Here is a 19,104-nt window from a genome sequence, read left to right on the forward strand (position 1 = left end):
GGGGAGGATTTTAATATGGTGAAAATTGAAAGCTCACATAAGAAACTTTCTATAGAAGAGATTGAGCAGTTTGAAATAGAAAATGGTGTGAGATTAACGGAAAAATATAAGAAATTTTTACTTCAATGGAATGGTGGATACCCAGAACTTAGTATATTTAATAGTTCTGATGAACTTGGGAAAAGTGTTTTGAATGTATTTAATGGAATTGGTGATATGTATGATAATTTAGAGAAGGTTATAGATATATATATGAATTTAGGCTTGCAAAGGGCTTTATTCCAATAGCAGATGATTCAGCAGGTAATGTTATATGCTTAGGTACTGAAGAGCCATATTATGAAAAAATTTATTTTTGGGATCATGAGCAAGAACCAGAAGATCCTGATGATATGAGTAATATGTATTTTTTAGCAAATGATATTGATGAATTTTTAGATAATTTATATGAAGACGATGAAGAATAAGGCAAATTGTATGCATAGATGAATTTAATGTAATTGGGTTTTTTAACTCATAATAGTAAGTGAACAACCAAGATGGGCTATAGTGACTTTGCAAGAATTACAACAGTATTTACTACTCGATTTATATTTTACACATGAGAACGACAAAGCTCGTGGTGTTAAAGTTAAATATACACAGGTACATAAGACAAGTGAACGAAAAAGAATTTATTTTTGAAGTGGATAGAAAATGAATAGGCTGTTTAAAAGTAGAGGCAGAAAGAAGAAAGCGGAACAAGGTGGATATGCAGGTGGCGGTGTGATGTTTGGTTATACAGTAAAGAAAGGACAAAAAGTGTTAGAAGTAGATGCGGAGAAAGCAGTGGTTGTACGTAGACTATTTGAATTACGACACTTTTTTAGGCATTGGTCACTCGCTCAATTAGCAGAACGACTTAATGTAGAGGGCTATCGTACAGAGAAAGGAAAACTGTTTACGAAAGTACAAGTGAAACGCATGTTAGACCGAGAGAGTTTTTATCGAAGAATATATACATATGGGCAAATACAAGCAAACGGAAAAGCCGCGAGCCTTGCGGGAAAAGCGATTAATTATGGCGGAAAAATGGTCGTAGGAGCAGTAGGGAAAGCTGGAAAAGCGCTTTTTGATGGAGCAAAGAAAGTGCCAAGTAAGCTAAAAGAAGGCGTATCCTTCGTCGCTTCAAAAACTAAAAGTCTGGTTAATAAAGTAGGAGACCTGTGGAATAAAGGAAAAACAACTGTTAAAAACGACTTTGTACAAGCAGGTAAGGAATTCCGTTATGCTATCAAAAAATTGGGAGAGTATGTACCGCCTATTAGTAGAGAACCTTCCTTTGCGACACAAAGTGCAGGCGCGGGATCGCACTCTCTGAAAGATGCGTATCAGTATATGAAAGAGACTGGGGAGAAGGTTTTTGGTAAGGGTACGGGTGGTAGAGGGACTTCTCGATTCCCAACTAGATCAATTGATTCAAGTAAAGATGCTGATATTCTTAATAGAGTTTCAGAGATTAAAGGGACTCTATCAAATAGAGTTCGGAACAAATCAGGATCAAATATGGGATACGGTGAGGTAAATATTGAAGGGATAAATAAAAATGAGCTTTATGCCCATAGTCAAGTTAAGGATGCTGGTGGAAATCCGAACTTAGAAGGATTTTCATCGAAGCCTAAAAATCCAAAGTATGAAGCGCAAGAGGCAAAGAATGCAGATGGAGTAAGTTATCTAAGGAATCAAGATTATGAGTACAAGATCATAAATGATATTGCATCACGGTTAGGGGATAATCATAATGCAAAAGGTAAAATAAAATTATTCACCGAGAAAGATACTTGCGATAGTTGTAATAGTATTATCAGTCAATTTAAAAAGGATTATCCAAATATTGAAATTGAAGTGATTCATAATGATGGAAAACCAATTCCTCCTAAAAAATAAAAGAGGTGAGTTTAATGTGGGAGTATCAAGAGTGCATTGAAGCATTTAATGAAGATTTTTTAGAATACAAACGACAAGATAATATGAGTAATAGTGAAGCATTGGCAAGAACTTTTGATGAATATTACAGCCCAAGCATTCAAGATGAAATGGAAAAGGCATTAATAAATGTATTGTATGCAGAAATAGTGTCGGAAAAGGTAAGAATTTTTATAATAGCAAAAGAAAATAGGATAAAAGAATTAAAATCTATTGATTTTCAAAAAATCGAGAAACAAATTGAAAAAAAACAAATAACTAAAAATCAACTTGAAGAATTAATTATTCGTCGAGATAAGGCGTTAGAAAAACTTGAAAAAATTCCAGTAGATTATTGCTCAAGAGCAAGGTGGTATTATGAAGAAATAGTAAATGAAGTGTATCAATACCTTACAACTGTTGTTAAAAGTGAGCAATCATCAGAAGCTATTGTAAGTAATGTGTTAGAACGCTTTAAGAGAGATTGCAAAAATATACTTAGTGAAAAGATGGCTATATATACAACATTAGGAGAGTATTTGGTAAAACAAAACCTTATAATCCCAAAAGGTGTTATAAAAGTTTTGTCTCAATTTAATGTCAATGAAACAGAGGAACAGCTTTTGGAAAAAGAGAAACAAGATCTAGAATTACGTATTCATAAGCTGCTTGAAAGCAACTGAGAACTGGTGAAACTCCAGTTCTTTTTTATATTTTTGTGCCATCAGGAAATTCAAAAACAGATACATAGACTGCTCCCAAAGCTGTAGCAATAGTATTTAATTCTTCAGGTGAAAAAGTGCCTCGTTTTATCTTTTGATTAAAGTTTGATGGTGTCATACCTATCGCACGTGCTAATGCCGCTTGGCTTATTCCCTTATATAGCCATATTGATTTTTTGTTCTATTTTCAAGCAAACCACCTCTTTCAATATTATTACTTATTTATATCAAGTGAATAGTAAATGAGATTTATTGTTTAATAAGAGAGTATAAAATATTTTGTGTAAATGAATAAATACAAAAAAGGAAGACCTTTTCTAGTAGAATGGAGTTACCACACAACAATCCATAGAAAAGAGGTCTTCCCTATGAATCAGTTTACAACAGATCTTGTTTAAGCTCTAGTAAAAAAAGAAGATATTACAGAGATTTTTCGTGCGCATTTAGAAATGGCTGTGAATACACTTTTAACGACAGAATTAACCGCATTTTTAGACTACGAAAAGTATGATCGTAGTGGGTTTCATTCAGGGAACTCAAGAAATGGAGCTTATTCGAGAAAGCTTCATACAGAGTATGGCGATTTGATGATTACCATACCTCGCGACCGCAATGGTGAGTTTAAACAACAAACGGTACCACCTTATAAACGCTCCAATGATACGCTAGAATCCTTTGTGATTCATATGTTTCAAAAGGGCGTGACAATGGCTGAAATCTCAGATTTAATTGAGAAGATGTATGGCCATCATTATACACCGTAAACAATCTTTTTACCTACGCTAAAATAATTTTTGGGAGGATTTGAAATGCAAGAAAGTAAAAAAGAAAAATTGTTAAAACTTTATTATTACCATATTGGAGATGGATATTTTTTAGATGCTTTAAATAATTTTAGCAACCGACAGGGTTTTGGTATTGAGGATATTTGGTGCGTATTTTCAAATGAATATGAACCGTGGGAAGAAGACTATTTCGGTGAAACTGGTGTGGCTTATTATTTTGATTCCCCTGCTGTTGAAAAAGACGAAGTTTTAACTTTAGATGAGGAGTCATTCTATAAATACTTGTTAGATGCGAGTGAAGATTATTTAACTCGAAATTTAACTGATGAACAAGAGGTCAAAAAATATCTGAAAATAATCAAAAGTAAATTGAACATTACGCAGATTAAATGGAGTTGTAGGTAAAGAGAAAGAACGATAATTAGGCGATATGACATTTAAACTTACGAAGTGCTGATTAGAGGAAACAAGCCATATTAAAGAAATTAAATAAGCTCGTTGATTTAAATAAAAGATTTGTAAAAAGCTAACAAAAGCACTTGATTGTCTTTTAGGCGACTGGTGCTTTTTGGCATGGGATATTAAAAAAGCTTGAATTTAATGGACAAGAGGAAATTAAAGCATGCTGTGAAGAAAATGGCTGGAACTTGATACATATTTTTAGAGATGAAGGAATGAGTAGAGCTAAATTAAATGAAGAAGCATTGGAAATAGACCGGGTGGGCTTACAGGAGATGTTGGCTCACCTTTCGTCTGTCCAAATACAGTTTGCGTTAGTGCTCAACACAAAGTCGATTATGGCGCTCAGATATTGTGAAGGTGCTAATTCAACGAGAGCTAAAGAAATATGAGGTAAATGTGAAAGCGATTGAACAACCAAATTACAGTATATATACACATGACCCAAATGACTTTTTAGTAAATGGCATGTTAGAACTATTAGACCAATATCAACGTCTTGAAATTGCATTAAAGCTAAGTAGAAGCAGGAAGAAGAAAGCGGAACAAGATGGATATGCAGGTGGCGGTGTGATGTTTGGTTATACAATAAAGAAAGGACAAAAAGTGTTAGAAGTAGATGCGGAGAAAGCAGTGGTTGTACGTAGACTATTTGAATTACGACACTTTTTTAGGCATTGGTCACTCGCTCAATTAACAGAACGGCTTAATGTAGAGGACTATCGTACAGAGAAAGGAAAAATTTTTACGAAAGTACAAGTGAAACGCATGTTAGACTGAGAGAGTTTTTATCGAGGAATATATACATATGGGCAAATACAAGCAAACGGGAATCACCCAGCGATTATGTAACAAAACTACTTACCTCATACAGGGAAAGTTTATTCACAAAAGAAAGACTCATTGCGGCAGGCTGGACGCTTCTGAACGTTATTCCGGTTGGAAAAGTCGTCAGTACTGCTGGAAAAGTAATTAAGTATGGCGGAAAGAAGGTCGTAGAAGCAGTAAAGAAAGGCGGAAAAGCCCTTCTTGATGGAGCGAAGAAAGTGCCAAGTAAAGTAAAAGAAGGCGTATCCTTCCTGGCATCTAAGGCAAAGGGTCTTGGCAATAAAGTAGGAGATCTGTGGAATAAAGGGAAAACGAAAGTTAAAAACGACTTTATAGAAATAGATACGGCATTCAAGCGTGCGGTAAAAACATTGAGGGAGTTTGAGTGGATTCCTGATGGAGGGTCTTCCTTTGCAATGGAAGGTGTAGGCGCGATTTCTGGTGGAGGAAAGAACCTGCTGAAAGATGCGTATCAGTTTATGAAAGAGACTGGGGAGAAGGTTGTTGGTAAGGGTACGGGGGAAGCTGCTAAGTCTGTTATAGAGAAAAAGGAATGGCTTGAGAGTCTAAAAAACACAGAAAACTTTAAGCAAGGGACCAAAGAAAATGCATTAAATCACATTTTTGATGGTGAAATTCTTAAAAATGGAAATGCTAATGGTTTTCATTATGAAGGAATGCCTAATAGTAATGGTAAAGTTGTAGGAAATATTGATCCACCTAGTGAGTTTGGTGCGTATCGTGCAAATATTGAAGTTAGTGGAGTACCAAAAAACCCTAAGTCTACATTTTTTCCAAGGGAATGGACTCCCCAACAGGTTATTGATGCAATTAATGAAGCATTTAACAATAAAGAGGTCTTTAAGAATAATAAATTTAGGGGAAGTACAGATACAGGGATGGTAATTGAAATGGTAATTAAGAAGGATAAGATTGTTTCAGCTTATCCGCTACACTAGAGAAAATGGAATGGGGATATATAGTATGGTAAAGTATAGATATTTACTAGATTTTAAAGAAAATTATAATGAAGTAGTATTAGATTTTAGTCAAGAAAATTCTTTGGAGTTTGCATATATGATAAGCGACCCGCTTGGTTCTGATATATCTTGGAGATTTAATGAATTAAAAAATGATGTAGATAATTATATTGAATTATTAAGGGGACATCTCCCCGAATATCAACATGGAGGAAATGCATCTAGTGTTATATCTTATAGAGACATTACAATAATTGAAGACCCTTTTTATAATGAAGAAGATGAAATTGAACCTATCTGTAAATTAGAGACAATTGAATTTGTAAAAATTATATTAGTATGGGCTTATGAAAATTACAAATACAAATGCAAACGTCAGGTGATTGCCCGAGAAGAGGCAGAGATGGCTATGAATTGGATTGAACAAAAAATGATAGAAGTTAAAAGTATAGAAAATAACGATTAAACATAAGAAACACTGAGAAGCTTATTCCTATAAGACCTTAAGGAATAGGCTTTTTTATACCTAGGCAAGTATATCAAGAATCTTTATAACACTGAAACATTATATTATTTTTATTTGCCTAACGTAGATGGGACGACTAAGATAATTGTTCTCTGCTTAGGGTATCGGTAAAGTTTATCCTACAAGGGAAATTGATACAGCAACTGAAGCTCATATAATTGATAGAGTGAAAGAGCTAAGGGGGAAATTGACTAGTGGATATAAAAAGTCTGGAAACTTTACTCTAGCAGAAGTGGATGTTAATGGTATTGATAAATCAGAGTTTTTTGCTCAAAGTAGCATAGATGAGCTTACAGATAGTTTAAAGGAAAGAGTACCTAATATTTCTTTACAACCTAAAAATCCTATGTTTCATGCAACAGAAGCACTAGACAAAAAAGGAAGTAAGTATTTAAGGAGTTCTGATACAGAGTATAAAATATTAAATGATATTGCTACTCGAAAAGAAATTCGAGCATATAAAAAACAATGGGGAGAACAGGGCATCAAGGTTAATATAGATAAAAAAGGAAACATTCTTCCAGAAAATGTGGAAGCAGCTATTTGATAAAGCTTCTATCGACTATTCAATAGAGTACATTGAAAGACTAAGATTAAAGTACAAATAAGAGGGGAAATTTATATGTCTTTAGATAAGTATAAAAACATGTCTGATGAAGAGTTTAAACAATTGTCTAATGAAGAATTTCAAGATTATGTTAAGTTGAAGAAAGAAGATTTTTCTAGGCATTATAGAAAAATAAATGAAATTACTGTAGATGTTGTATTAAAACCTGAGGAAGCGATAGAAATTGCGAAACAATATCATAAGAAAAATAACTTAGATGGAGTGGTTAATGAAGACACCCATCAACTTTTCTTTGATGAGGCTTATACATTCAAAATTGATAAAGAAAATAGAAATAATGATGATGTAAGACCGGCATGGAGAGTATTAGTAGATTTACCAGAAAATCCTTTTCTTATGGAGGACTATACATTGATTGTGTCTGATAAAGATAAAAAGGTGATGGGGATGCTTGATCCAAATGGACATCCAGTATTCGAAGGAAATGAATTTACGGATGAAGATATCGAATATATTATGAATAATAAGGATTCTGAAAATTAATTAAATTAATAATTTAGTGTGTAGTTTTATAAATAGAATAAATATCGTTATTATGCTATTTTGTGAGTTTCTCGATTACTGGTAAAGAAACATATCCACTTTATAACGTTATTTGTTGAAGCTTTTGTCTATACGATCTGAACTGGAAGATGTGAATAATCTTCCAGTTTTTTGTTGAAATGAAAAACGAGATATAATTTATAGAAGGAAATATAAGCCATCTAGAAAAATTACGAAATATTGTTTAAAAGTTTTAGCAAGCCTCTGAGTTTATTGATGTAAATGATGCTATCAGAACCTTTACCAATATAGAAGCCGTCACTGGCAAAAAACTATCTGCAAAAGAAAGACTCATGACAGGTTGGACGCTTTTAAATTTTGTCCTAGTTGGAGAAGCCGTGAAACTTGCTGGAGTATAAGTGGATTCCTGGTGGGGGACATGCCTTTTCGGCAGCAGGTGTAGGTAAAGTCGGAGATGGAGGACCATAGTCTCTGAAAGATGATGTGTATCAGTTTATGAAAGAGACTGGAGAGAAGGTTTTTGGTAAGGGTACGGGTAAGGATAATATAAGTGATGTTGACATTGATAATTTTAACTTTGGTAAATATTTAAAAAACCACATTGGTGATCCACCTAAAGGAATGAAAGATCCCCATGCACATCACATCCTATTTAAGAAAGGTCGTGGAAAAGCTCAACAAGAGCTTATTAAGGAAGGACAAAAAATATTAAGAGAATTTGACATAGACCCAATTTTTGAAGTTGAAAATTTGACTTGAGCACCAAATAGAGTTAAAGGTCAACAAAGTATTGATGCACTTCAAAATGTCGTAGATGAGATTAAAGCAGTAAAAAATAATGGCGGTGACCGGGATGATATGGTTGAAGCACTTGAAGAATTAGGTAACATAGCCGCTAAAAGGAGATAGTGATAATATGGAAAATATACAACTAGCTAAGGAAATTCGTACAGCTATCAAGCAAAATAATGTTGAAAGAGTAGTTGAGTTAATTGGTTCAGATATGGAACTCTTGAATATGACGATGAGACCATTTGGAACTTTTCTTCATGTTGCAGCCACACATGGAAAGCTTGAAATAGTCAAGCGACTTATAGACTTAGGTGCTGACATAAATAGGCGCGGTGGTATATATGGTGGTGAATCACTTAACCAAGTGGCTTCGAAAGGACAGATTGAAATTGTTAGGTATCTATTGTCTTGTGGAGCTGAAATGGATGTGAGCGAACCGGAAAGGAATCCTTTGTTTGGTGCAATTCAGGGTGGATATGTAGATATTGCAAAACTTCTGATTGAAAATGGAATTGACATTCATGTTAAGTACACAGGAGAATATATGAAAAATATGGATGCATTAGCATTTGCACATGAACAAGGGCAAATAGAAATAGCAAATTTATTGGATTCCGATAAAAAAGAAGAATATAAGGATACTACGCAAAATGGAAAAACTGAGATTTTAGATTATATAACAGAACAGTTTGGTCCCATTAATAATACAATCAGTGAAATCATACCTGGCAGTAAGGTAGCGGTTGATATTCAAGTTATACTGCCATCAAAAGAACACGATTTTATAACTCTTGTGACTACAGGGATGAGTGATTTAGCAATGGATGATTCAGAAGACAGTAAGGGATTTAAGTATGCTGAATTAGTATTAAAGTTACCTGCAAATTGGCCAATAAGTAAAAATGAAATGACGAACAAAGATAATTATTGGCCTTTGAAGTGGCTGAGAATGGTTGCTCACATACCGCATAAATGTGATGGATGGTTAGATGAAGGGGTCATTCTTCCAAATGGGGAACCTCCAATGCCATTTGCTTCTAATACAGCATTATCATGTATTTTGATAAGTAAATCTAAAGAAATGAGAAGTTTTATAGATTCGGAAAATAGAATAATTAATTTTTATACTTTAATACCTATTTATACAGAAGAAAGAATGATAGCTTTACAAAAAGGACATGAATATTTAATAGAAAGATTCGATAAATTTGGTATTTCAGATGTACTTGGTATAAAAAGAGAAAACATTGGTTTGAAAGGATAAGACTAGAGGAATTACTTTTACTTGTTATAACATGTTTTATATGAAAAATCATTATGCCAGTATTCATTGATCTTGGGTGCTGGTTTTTTAAACAGACATACGAGATTGGCTGCAATGAACAGTATAGAACACGATCATATTAGCTACTCGATTTATATTTACATAAGAGAATGACAAAGTTCGTGGCGATAAACATAGGGTTGTAGTACGAAACGCTCATTTTTAACTTGTTTACAGTTAAAGAAATGCTCGAAGATAAACATGGAAGTCATGTTGTGACAATATCAAGTGATAAACCCGATTTAAATGGGATTCCTCCTAAGCCAAGACCAAGTGGACCTTTGGGAGAAAAGAGTGACATTTACTATACTGATCCAAAGAGTGGTAAAGTGACTCACAAATGGGAAGCTAACCTGGTGGAGATGAATGGATAAAACAGTGAATGAAAATTGTTATGTAAAACTGTATTTTTTAGTATTAAGGAGGATATAAATGAAACCTGATTTTTTCTTTATTACAATGTATCCCACAGTATCTTTTAACGAGGAAGAGATATTAGGTCGTCTTTTGGATGTGTTTGAGTCAAATGAAAAATTTACTCCTACTCATTGGGGCAACTGTGAAACGGTACGGGTAGAATATAATCGTGAGGAAATTCTGGAAAAAGTGATTTTAGAGCGTAGAGTATCAGAAGTTCACCTTTATCGTGATAAAGATGTGAAATACAAAGGGAGTTTTCAAGTTAACTGGAGCCATCGCTCATTTTTGGATTTCGAGTTTCATAAATCTATACCCAAAAAATTATGGCCAGCTTTTTTTAAGTTATCTGACCAAATCGCAGAAATTGCGAAACCACGTTATGGAGTAACTCGAATTTTTTGGCCTTTATCCTATCCGTGGAATACCGAACGTGAACGATTACAAATGTGGATGGAAATATCTTCCCAACCAATACCAGTTAGGTTTCTTCCTAACGGTCCCTTAGGGATAGGGGCTAGAACATACTTTAGTGGTCATATTTTAGAAATGTTTGATAAGGAATTATTACTAAATAGTCCAGCTGTGGTATCTGAACTAGATTGGGGCGGCCTTTGTATTGATATTTTAAATAATCCATTAGAGGGTGACATTGATACGTTACTTGATAGTTGGTTACATGTAATGAAATATTTGGAGCCAGCACAAGTAATGGCTATACCAAGTTTTGATGAGGATCGAATGGGTGTATCCTTTTCTCCAAATATTGCTTGGAAGGACTATCTGAAAAGCTAAATGAAAGGAGAGCGTAATAATGAATGAGAAGAATAATGATAGAATAAGAGTGATGGAAATATTAAATAGATCTCAATGCAATGATGAGATTATAGATGAGTTAGATATGAGTGATTTAGACCTTACTTTTTCAGACCTGTCAGAGGTAATGGCAGATCGTATTATGGCAAAACGAGTTATGTTAAGAGCTTCCTCATTAATGAGAGTGTCGTTTCGTGATTGTGATTTTGAGTTGGCTGATTTCAGAAACTGCAATTTAGTAGAAGTCGATATTGCAGATTGTAGGTTTGGTGAAGCGGATTTCTCTAAAGCGAATATGAAATATGCAAAAATAAATATAAGTGATTGTTTCGAAACCTGTTTTGACGAAGTCAATTTTTTTAATGGAGAACTAGTTGGAACAATTTTAAATTATGCTACTTTTCGCCATGCAAATTTATCAGGAATCGATGCGGAACAAGCAGAATGCACTGGAACGGATTTCAGCAGTGCTAATCTTACTGAGGGTAACTTTGAAAAAGCGTATTTGAAAAATGCAAATTTATCAGAAGTAGATGCTAGAAATGCAGATTTTACACATGCAGATTTAACAGGAGCGACCCTTTTAAATGGGAATTTTACGGATGCAGATTTTACCGGTGCTAAACTTGACAATGTAGTTTGGAAGGGAGCCAATGTAGAAGGCGCTAAGTTTGATGGAAATGTTAAGGAACAAGTATTAAAGCTGATCTAGAAGTTTATTCAGAGTCTAAGGAAGTATTACCTGAGTTAGTCACAGATAGTATTGATTTTCTTGAACAAGCTAAAGTTAAAGAAGAAGATGTTTATATTGAATGTGATTAACAAATGGAAGTATTAATCATTATGAAGTGAGAGATAGTGAAATAAAAAGTAAAGGAAATAAACTTTTAACTAGCTAAAAGCATTAAACCGATAAAAAGTCTTAGGTTTAATGCTTTTTTATTTATTATTATTTTAGGCAATCCCCTGCCTAGAGGGAATTTGTTAAACTAAATGAAAGGAGGGAAGTAATATTGAATAACAAGTTAGATTATCTGAGAAAATATGAAAAGAATATTGAAATAGTAGACTTTTCTGCTATAGGTAATAATACACTTAATATACCTGAACAGTGGTTTGATATTTTGGAAGAGGAAAATCAATCTTTAAAAATTGATAAGCTTATTACTATGTGGAATAGTGTGTGTGCATTTGAATTACGGAATACAATCGAATATGTAAGAAATAATTTAGTGACACTAGAATTGTTATATAATGGGAAAGAATATTCTATACTTTACAGCATTAAATCTAGTAAAGGTAAAATTTTGTACTATGAGGGGAAACTAGGGATAGATCTAGATAAAAATGTGGAATTGAAAGCATATTGGGATAAAATACCTAAGTCAGTATGTAAATTCTATGAAAACCTGCATAATGGTTTCTACTATTATGCCAGCCATTCTATGGGGTTGGTTCCAGAAGATGAAGTAACAAATTTTTGTGAGTATGATTGGAGTATTATCGAAGAATTAGATGAACCAATTAAAATCGATGTAAATTCAACTTTTGGTTTCTTTTCAAACGGAATGGGTGTTTATGTAGCAATTGATGCTGAGAATTGTGTAGATGAAAATTCAACTTTGTGGTTTAAAAATAAGCAACCTAAGTACAATTTAAATTTCTGGGATGTTGTCGACGAGTGGATAGTAATTGGCTTTCAATCATAATTTGAGTAGCACATCTTAAACTCTTCTCAGCGATAACTTGATAGCAAAATCTCTACCTAAGTAAGATGTTTTAAACGATCCAATAAAAGATCTTGTATTGTTCGGGAAATATTAAAAATAAAGAGAATCTAAAGAATTAATCTTTCTCTAGATTTTCTTTTCTATTTTTCAAGATTCTCGTGTTGACAATTTTGTTTTCTTTCAGCACTTTAGAACCCTGGCGGATAATTTTGTCTAACCTTTTGTAGTAAAGGTCAACAGCAGTAAAAACAACTCTCTTATAAGCAGATAAGACATTCTGATACGTGATTAAAACATTGATAGAATATAAGTAGATTCTTGGTGGATAAGAAAGTAGGGATTTATGATGAGATACCAAGCGTTAGTTAAGGAGATAGACCCATATATTGAAGAAGAAGTTATAGTAAAAATTCAAGATATTGAACTAACCTGTTTTGCAAATATTTGTCCGTATGAGATAAAACTTAGAGAAATCTATCCTACAGAATTAAGTCTTTGGTTTTTAGATTATTATGAGATTGACATACAGGATGGTCAAGAAAAGCAAGCTATAAAACTAGATGATAGCTTTAAATATGAACTTAAAGGTCTACTCACTTCAGATGGAATACTTGATATAGGAATACCAATTGAAGATGAAATTTTAGAAGACTATGAACATCTATATGGAAAATACATCAAATTAATAGTTGATAGGATAAATATAGAATTTTTATAGTATGTAAAATTAAAATGTTATATTTAAAATAAGAGGATAAATTTTTAAGTTTACAGTTACAATGATTACAGTTCGAAAACATAGTCTTATTGAAAAGAGAGTCCCTTTTCAGTAAACCGATAGAAGTATACCTCATAGGGTGAATTTTTCCTGTAGAGTATACTTTTGGGGGTTTAAGAGGAATGAAGAGCTAAGCTGGAAGATGTAATTATTCTTCCAGTTTTTTTATGCCATCAATGTTTATATGTGAGTGAAAAATCCTTGGATCATGCAAACATTGGTGACTTTACTAGAAACCCTAAAACAGGAGAAATTTCAAAAATGAAGGGTGGTGGGCATGGTCAAGATAATATAGACTTTCTTAAACAGAACGGTATCGAATAAAATATTGAAAAAAGCTACCCTAATGGGGTAAGGATAGGCAATGTACCAGGTCATAAGTCTCCAGGGAAAAGAACGGGTAATGGCCAAGCATGGTTTCCTGAAAATTGGTCTAAGGAAGATATAAGGAAAGCTGGAGAATATGTGACAAATATGCCTGAACACAAGGATATTGCGGATGGTGTAACGATATTTGGCGATTATAATGGTGTTAGGATAGGGGTAATCAAAACTAATGAAGAGATAGGAACTATTTTTCCTGATAATATGTTACAACCGTAATTTTTACAGGGAGGTTTTAGTTAATGTTTGAGGAAAAAGTAAGGGTGGTCTTAGGTGCGCGAGCATTACTTGATGATAATGACCCAAGAATTGAGCAGAAATGGGAAGAGCTAATAGCCTTACTGAGTGAAAGCGAAAACTTAACTTTGAATTTCTTACAAATATGTACAAAAAAGGAGCTCTTATTATTAAGTGAGGTTTTCGAAGAAGTGGCTTATAATTTGCAAAGTAAAAAGTATATTGAGTTACTATACTCCTTAGATCAAAGATATCCAGACTTAAATTTAAAGAAACATATACAAATTGCTGAGAGCTACATGGACTAAAATTAGGTGATTAATATCATTGAATTCCACAACTCATAAGAAAAAACAGTGTAGGAGATAAGAAAGTGTATACAGTTGAATTAATCATAAAAAATGGATTTGACTGTAGTTGTACTACATTGTTTGTTGGTAGATAGTATAAGTTAATTTCCTTTTTAGAAGTAATAAATTACTAGTACACAAATTGTTGAAAGATTAACGGATAATGAAGCATTAATTAAAATTGATTTTGGTAAGTATCTTAGAGGACTAATAGGTGACCCACCTACTGCTATGATAGATCCACATGCACATCATATTCTATTTAAAAAAGGTCTTGGCCAGAAGCAACAAGAACTTGTTCGAGAAGGTCAAGAAATATTAAAAAGGTATGGAATAGAACTGATAATTGGTAAAGGAAATCTTGTTTGGGCACCAAATAGAATTACAGGACAACACGGTATAGAACGTCTTCAACATATTGTTGATAAGTTGAAAGAAGTAGATAGTTTTGGTGGAACTCGTGAAAAAATGGTTGAAATGCTTAAGCTACTAGGTGAAGAGGCTGCATCAATGAAATAAAGATATTTTAGGAGGATTCTATGAATAATAAGGAAAAAGCAATAAAAATCTATGATTTAATTAAGAATGGTGATATAGAACAAGCGAAAGAGATAATTATTACTGATAAAAGTTTGCTTGATTTTGTAACACCTTTTGGAATGTGGCTACATGTTGCGACTAGAGCTGGTAAACTGGATATGATAAAATTTCTAGTTGAATCTGGTATGGATATTAACATAAACGAAGGTGTACCAAAGTCAACTCCTATTGCACATGCAGCTAGTGAAGGTGAAATTAGTATTGTAGAGTACTTATTTGATAATGGTGCAATATTAGATGTTAGTGACCCAAATAGAAACCCTCTATTCTCAGCGATTTATGGTGGGCACCTTGATATTGTAAAGTATTTTGTTCAGAATGGTATTGATATTACTGTTAAGTATACAGGGGATACTATGAAAGATATGGGAGCTTATGAATTTGCTATTGAAAGAGGGCAAACAGAAATTGCTGAATATTTAAAGCAGAAGATGGATGAAAAAGAATAGGTTGTTAAAAAGTAGATACTCCATGATGGTTGTACCATCATAGAGTATTACGGTGAACGGAAATGAAGGTCAACTACCCACCACTTAAACGCTAACGCGTTTTGAAGTGGGGGCTTGTAAAAAGCCTTGGTTGTCTAGCCTCAGCCTTTTGTAGACTACGTTCGTAGGTTGCATACCCAAGAATAATTTCCTAGTTCTTGGCTCTATGGTGGCTCTGTAACAGTTCTGGTTGGGAAGGAACGGTCAACCACAAGCCTTCTTTCATAAGAAGTTGCTAACACCTACAAACATTGGCGAAGGGAAACAAACTCTTAGGAGGGACAAAACATGCGTGTATTTGTCAAGAATTTACGTGGAGAACCGCTCATGCCTTGCAGTACTCGTAAGGCGCGGCTTCTTCTCAAACAAGGAAAAGCTAAGATTATAGGTTACACACCGTTTACCATTCAATTGCAATATGCGACTGGTGAAACAGTACAACCTATTACAATCGGTGTCGATAGCGGTGCAAAATATGTGGGGATCGCAATTACAACAGAGGAAAAAGTACAAGCGAAAGGAACCATTGAGCTACGTCAAGATATCAAAGAGAATCTCACCCTCAGAGCTACATTACGTAGAGGTAGAAGACAACGTAAAACCCGCTACCGAAAAGCGCGCTTTCTCAATCGAAAAAAGAAAGAAGGCTGGCTTCCCCCATCGATTCAAAGTCGAACCGATAACATCATTCATTGGATTGAGACATTCAAATCGCTATTACCTTCACCAAAAATCATTGTAGAAGTCGGCAAGTTTGATATACAAAAACTAAAGAACCCTGATATACAAGGGAAAGCGTATCAACAAGGAGACGCATTTGGCTTTTGGAATACAAGATACTATGTATTTGCGAGAGACCATTATACATGTCAAATCTGTAAGAAAAAAGGTGGCATTTTGCACACGCACCATATAATTGAGCGACATAAGGGTGGTTCAGATAGGGCAGAGAACCTCGTAACAGTACATGAAGATTGCCATGAAAAATTCCATCAAGGAAAAATTAAGCACGTTTTTAAGGAACCAAAACAGTATAAAGAGACCGCCTTTATGAACATTTTGCGGCTTCAAATCATGAAGCGTTTAGATTGTGAGATCACGTATGGAAGTTGCACAACACCGAAGCGAAAAGAATTAAGATTATCAAAAACACACTATAACGATGCCATTGCGATTACCAATCCGAAACAATTACAAGAAGATCAGCAAAGTGGTGAGTTTCGCATCAAACAATTTAGAAAGAAAAAGCGTTCTCTTCATGAAGCAACTGCAAGAAAAGGAAGAAAAACGAAAAATAGAATAGCGAAGCGAAATAATAAAAATACACCGTATGTAGGCACAATGTATCTAGGTGATAAGGTGAAAGCGTTTGGACAAATAGGATTCGTGACAGGATTTACAGGGAAGATGGTGTATGTGCAAGATATAAATGGTCATTATATACAAAATCCTGCTAAATCTTATAAGCAAGTGAATATATCGGATACTGAATGTATGCACCACAATCATAATTGGTTATTCTTACAAGTCAGTTAGGCGATGTCTAACCGAAATTCATCCCCACCTTATCGCTTGGCTATCGCCCGTCACGCGCTTGATGATGGGGGCTTCTTTCGGGAAGTACATTAAAGGGGTTACTGAAGTAGAGAACAATATGCCTGAACTAGATATGGCTGGTAATCCAAAAGGTCCAGGAATTTATGGAACAAAAGTGCATAGGAAAACTATATATGATCCAAAACTTATGTCCGATAAGGAATTTGTAGAAAAGGGTATGGAAGCTGCGAATGACGCGCTTTCAAAAGAATCTTCTGGTGTTCTTCCTCGTGAATGGATTGGGGTAGATTCTAACGGTATAAAATGGAACGGGTATTTTGAAAATGGAAAGATAACTTCCTTCTTTCCAACTAACTAAAAAGTGAGATCTACTTATGTTTGAATTAATTAATGCTAATGATTTAATAACCCCGGAGCATCTGCCAATAAAAAATCTATTGGAATCTTCTTTAATGTCTAATTGTTTTAAATGGGTGTTAGAAAATTTAAGTGATGGAAATGGGTGTGGATTGGATTATTCTGGAGGATTTACCTTTTGGAGTGATTTAGATGACTATGACAAAACTTTTTACGAAGAAGAGTTCACAGGGGTTGAAGTGGACTATAGGGATAGTCAAGTAGTGATTGATTATGAAACTATTTATAAGTATTTTCAAATTGCAGTCAGCAATTATTTAAAAACATCTCCGAACGAAAAAGAGGAGTTTTATCAGCTTCTTTCCAAAATGAAAGAAGTACTTGGATTATAAGTAAACGTCAAGTAACTTCAAAATATACAATAAAGATTGATTTTAGAGTTACTTGACGTTTACGTATCAAGTAGTTGCCTCATGTGATTTTGAAAATGAGCTACCACATAAAGGTGGGTATAACCAAAAAATAAATTATTGAAATTTATAATTGTAATTGGCTATTTTGCTAGATTCTAAAAGGTGCTTTTTGACAGAGTCATATTTTATCGGTAAAAAGGAGTAGAGCAAATGGACGAGAAAATAATTGGAAAACTAAAAAAACATGATTTGTTTGTGGAAACTACTGGGAAAGAAGGAGAAAAGCTAGTATTAGATGAATTTGATTTACGAAAAATAAATTTTTTAAATTTAGATTTATGGGAATGTGTTTTAACTGATTGTAATTTAGAGGGGCAGAAAATTACTAATATGGATTTTTATAGATCTGAATTATATTCATCAAATTTTAAAAATACCACAATTATTAATAGTAATTTTTTAAAAGCAAGGGCTGATTACACAGAATTTAAAAATGCCACAATAAGTAAAACAGATTTTTCCAAAGCAGATCTAATGGAAGCAGATTTTTCTGCATCTAGCATAGAAGAAACTAGTTTTGTTTTTAGCAATTTATATAAGGCAGATTTTAGTAATTCGGTGTTAAAAAATATAGATTTTGATGCTGCATTTTTAGAAGAAACAATTTTCTATCAATCTAGATTAATAGGTTTACAAAATATGGATAAGGCATTGGCGAAATCAGTGAATATAGGAACAGCAGAAAAACCTTGTATTTTGATAGATGAGGAAGCTAAAAAATGGTTAGAATCACAGGTTTCCACTTGTTAAAACACCGCGGATAAAACAAGCATCTTTTTATAAGAGTAAGTGAAAATATAGCTTGTACGTTAATCGGTGTAATAGGTGATGTAGATCGATTTAATACATATAAAGAATTCAAAAAGTATCTTGGCGTATCAGTTGAGAATTCTCAGTCTGGAACATCAGTACATACAACAAAACAAACCTATAGTGGCGTCCGTGATGCACGTCGAGTACTTTATCAGATGTCTATAATGATGTTAGCAAATGGAAAACGGAAACCAACTGTTTTCAAAGCATATTATGATCGTAAAGTTGATGAAGGTATGATAAAGAAAAAGGCAATTGGTCATCTTTATGGTAAAGTTGCAAATCTAATCTATACCATTTTAAAAAGTGGCCAGAAATACAATCCTAAAATACATGCGGCTGCTTGTGGGGTTGATTGGGATGAAATATATAAGTTAGAAGAAAGAGAAAAGCCTGTGTTATTTAACTAAAGGTGTAGGAGAGTTGAAGAAATAAAAGGAAAAAAATGATTTCCAATGATGAGATTAGAATTTGTATCTAATATGATGATTTGGGAAGGAAATCACTTGAATATTACTAAAAATAATGGTTTAGAGTTTCTTGAATTTATAATTACCGAGGAAGAAGACATTTTTAAATATCATCGAATAGCTGGCTCTTTTTCAGTAATAA

The 19,104-nt window shown here is 33.7% G+C and carries 24 protein-coding genes and 6 pseudogenes; 29 read left to right on the top strand and 1 reads right to left on the bottom strand.

Annotation, left to right across the window (positions count from 1 at the left end; all coding sequences use genetic code 11):
* Positions 1-15 precede the first annotated feature (15 nt).
* The 5 genes and pseudogenes from QRE67_RS28615 to QRE67_RS10520 all read left to right on the top strand — a co-directional run bounded on the left by QRE67_RS28615 (position 16) and on the right by QRE67_RS10520 (position 2,627).
* The gene (locus tag QRE67_RS28615; protein ID WP_353507058.1) at positions 16-288 is read left to right on the top strand and encodes an SMI1/KNR4 family protein; all 273 of its coding nucleotides are present in this window, start codon (positions 16-18) and stop codon (positions 286-288) included.
* Positions 285-467 (top strand): SMI1/KNR4 family protein, encoded by a 183-nt coding sequence (locus QRE67_RS28620; RefSeq protein WP_353507076.1) that lies wholly within the window; start codon positions 285-287, stop codon positions 465-467. The genes QRE67_RS28615 and QRE67_RS28620 overlap by 4 nt, the downstream gene beginning before the upstream one ends.
* Positions 468-714: 247 nt before the next feature.
* Positions 715-1,029 (top strand): annotated as a pseudogene (locus tag QRE67_RS10510) (recombinase family protein); the annotation flags it as partial.
* 42 nt (positions 1,030-1,071) lie between these two features.
* A complete protein-coding gene (locus QRE67_RS28625) occupies positions 1,072-1,926 on the top strand; it encodes a deaminase domain-containing protein (protein ID WP_353507077.1) in 855 nt (284 codons plus the stop codon).
* 14 nt (positions 1,927-1,940) lie between these two features.
* A complete protein-coding gene (locus tag QRE67_RS10520; protein ID WP_286124802.1) occupies positions 1,941-2,627 on the top strand; it encodes an Imm3 family immunity protein in 687 nt (228 codons plus the stop codon).
* 25 nt (positions 2,628-2,652) lie between these two features.
* Here the strand turns inward: QRE67_RS10520 and QRE67_RS10525 are convergent, their stop codons facing one another.
* Positions 2,653-2,835 carry a helix-turn-helix domain-containing protein gene (locus QRE67_RS10525; protein ID WP_353507078.1) on the bottom strand — a complete coding sequence of 61 codons (183 nt, stop codon included), beginning with the start codon at positions 2,833-2,835 and terminating at the stop codon, positions 2,653-2,655.
* A 250-nt stretch (positions 2,836-3,085) separates the two neighbouring features.
* On the opposite strand from QRE67_RS10525, the pseudogene QRE67_RS10530 reads away from it, so the two are divergent.
* The 24 genes and pseudogenes from QRE67_RS10530 to QRE67_RS10640 all read left to right on the top strand — a co-directional run.
* Positions 3,086-3,427: pseudogene (locus QRE67_RS10530) on the top strand (transposase); the annotation flags it as partial.
* A 48-nt stretch (positions 3,428-3,475) separates the two neighbouring features.
* Positions 3,476-3,856: a ribonuclease toxin immunity protein CdiI gene (cdiI, locus tag QRE67_RS10535; RefSeq protein WP_286124804.1), complete on the top strand. Its 381-nt coding sequence runs from the start codon at positions 3,476-3,478 to the stop codon at positions 3,854-3,856.
* A gap of 173 nt (positions 3,857-4,029) precedes the next feature.
* Positions 4,030-4,762: pseudogene (locus QRE67_RS10540) on the top strand (recombinase family protein).
* A 194-nt stretch (positions 4,763-4,956) separates the two neighbouring features.
* Entirely contained in the window at positions 4,957-5,697 is a 741-nt protein-coding gene (locus QRE67_RS10545; RefSeq protein ID WP_286124805.1) for an EndoU domain-containing protein, read from the top strand.
* Positions 5,672-6,184, top strand: coding sequence for a hypothetical protein (locus tag QRE67_RS10550; protein ID WP_353507059.1), 513 nt, complete (start codon positions 5,672-5,674; stop codon positions 6,182-6,184). Before QRE67_RS10545 ends, QRE67_RS10550 begins: the two co-directional genes overlap by 26 nt.
* A gap of 160 nt (positions 6,185-6,344) precedes the next feature.
* Positions 6,345-6,852 (top strand): annotated as a pseudogene (locus QRE67_RS10555) (deaminase domain-containing protein); the annotation flags it as partial.
* Between the two features lie 14 nt (positions 6,853-6,866).
* Positions 6,867-7,355 carry a hypothetical protein gene (locus tag QRE67_RS10560; RefSeq protein WP_286124807.1) on the top strand — a complete coding sequence of 163 codons (489 nt, stop codon included), beginning with the start codon at positions 6,867-6,869 and terminating at the stop codon, positions 7,353-7,355.
* Between the two features lie 308 nt (positions 7,356-7,663).
* Positions 7,664-7,774, top strand: a complete 111-nt coding sequence (locus QRE67_RS28860; RefSeq protein WP_483298700.1) for a hypothetical protein — start codon at positions 7,664-7,666, stop codon at positions 7,772-7,774.
* A 97-nt stretch (positions 7,775-7,871) separates the two neighbouring features.
* The gene (locus tag QRE67_RS10570) at positions 7,872-8,135 is read left to right on the top strand and encodes a hypothetical protein (protein ID WP_286124808.1); all 264 of its coding nucleotides are present in this window, start codon (positions 7,872-7,874) and stop codon (positions 8,133-8,135) included.
* Positions 8,136-8,292: 157 nt separating this feature from the next.
* Complete coding sequence (locus tag QRE67_RS10575) at positions 8,293-9,432, top strand: suppressor of fused domain protein (protein WP_286124809.1); 1,140 nt, start codon at positions 8,293-8,295, stop codon at positions 9,430-9,432.
* 239 nt (positions 9,433-9,671) lie between these two features.
* Positions 9,672-9,866, top strand: a pseudogene (locus tag QRE67_RS28635) (ADP-ribosyltransferase); the annotation flags it as partial.
* A gap of 58 nt (positions 9,867-9,924) precedes the next feature.
* Complete coding sequence (locus QRE67_RS10580; RefSeq protein ID WP_286124810.1) at positions 9,925-10,704, top strand: hypothetical protein; 780 nt, start codon at positions 9,925-9,927, stop codon at positions 10,702-10,704.
* 19 nt (positions 10,705-10,723) lie between these two features.
* Positions 10,724-11,437: a pentapeptide repeat-containing protein gene (locus QRE67_RS10585; protein ID WP_286124811.1), complete on the top strand. Its 714-nt coding sequence runs from the start codon at positions 10,724-10,726 to the stop codon at positions 11,435-11,437.
* A 301-nt stretch (positions 11,438-11,738) separates the two neighbouring features.
* The gene (locus tag QRE67_RS10590) at positions 11,739-12,434 is read left to right on the top strand and encodes an SMI1/KNR4 family protein (RefSeq protein ID WP_286124812.1); all 696 of its coding nucleotides are present in this window, start codon (positions 11,739-11,741) and stop codon (positions 12,432-12,434) included.
* Positions 12,435-12,798: 364 nt separating this feature from the next.
* Positions 12,799-13,173 carry a UCP019853 family protein gene (locus QRE67_RS10595; protein ID WP_286124813.1) on the top strand — a complete coding sequence of 125 codons (375 nt, stop codon included), beginning with the start codon at positions 12,799-12,801 and terminating at the stop codon, positions 13,171-13,173.
* Positions 13,174-13,560: 387 nt separating this feature from the next.
* Entirely contained in the window at positions 13,561-13,836 is a 276-nt protein-coding gene (locus QRE67_RS10600) for an EndoU domain-containing protein (RefSeq protein ID WP_286125246.1), read from the top strand.
* A 23-nt stretch (positions 13,837-13,859) separates the two neighbouring features.
* Positions 13,860-14,162, top strand: coding sequence for a hypothetical protein (locus tag QRE67_RS10605; RefSeq protein ID WP_098165256.1), 303 nt, complete (start codon positions 13,860-13,862; stop codon positions 14,160-14,162).
* 273 nt (positions 14,163-14,435) lie between these two features.
* Entirely contained in the window at positions 14,436-14,723 is a 288-nt protein-coding gene (locus QRE67_RS10610; protein ID WP_483298674.1) for a hypothetical protein, read from the top strand.
* Between the two features lie 20 nt (positions 14,724-14,743).
* Complete coding sequence (locus tag QRE67_RS10615) at positions 14,744-15,253, top strand: ankyrin repeat domain-containing protein (protein ID WP_286124814.1); 510 nt, start codon at positions 14,744-14,746, stop codon at positions 15,251-15,253.
* Positions 15,254-15,580: 327 nt separating this feature from the next.
* On the top strand, positions 15,581-16,828 hold the full coding sequence (gene iscB, locus QRE67_RS10620) for an RNA-guided endonuclease IscB (protein ID WP_286124815.1): 1,248 nt from the start codon (positions 15,581-15,583) through the stop codon (positions 16,826-16,828).
* A 64-nt stretch (positions 16,829-16,892) separates the two neighbouring features.
* Positions 16,893-17,207, top strand: coding sequence for a CdiA family toxin C-terminal domain-containing protein (locus tag QRE67_RS10625; protein WP_286125248.1), 315 nt, complete (start codon positions 16,893-16,895; stop codon positions 17,205-17,207).
* Positions 17,208-17,223: 16 nt separating this feature from the next.
* Entirely contained in the window at positions 17,224-17,598 is a 375-nt protein-coding gene (gene cdiI / locus QRE67_RS10630) for a ribonuclease toxin immunity protein CdiI (protein WP_286124816.1), read from the top strand.
* A gap of 231 nt (positions 17,599-17,829) precedes the next feature.
* Positions 17,830-18,429, top strand: a complete 600-nt coding sequence (locus QRE67_RS10635; RefSeq protein ID WP_286124817.1) for a pentapeptide repeat-containing protein — start codon at positions 17,830-17,832, stop codon at positions 18,427-18,429.
* Between the two features lie 35 nt (positions 18,430-18,464).
* Positions 18,465-18,902, top strand: a pseudogene (locus QRE67_RS10640) (transposase); the annotation flags it as partial.
* Positions 18,903-19,104: the final 202 nt, after the last annotated feature.

It is taken from the genome of Bacillus sp. DX3.1 (assembly GCF_030292155.1).
Taxonomy (GTDB): domain Bacteria; phylum Bacillota; class Bacilli; order Bacillales; family Bacillaceae_G; genus Bacillus_A.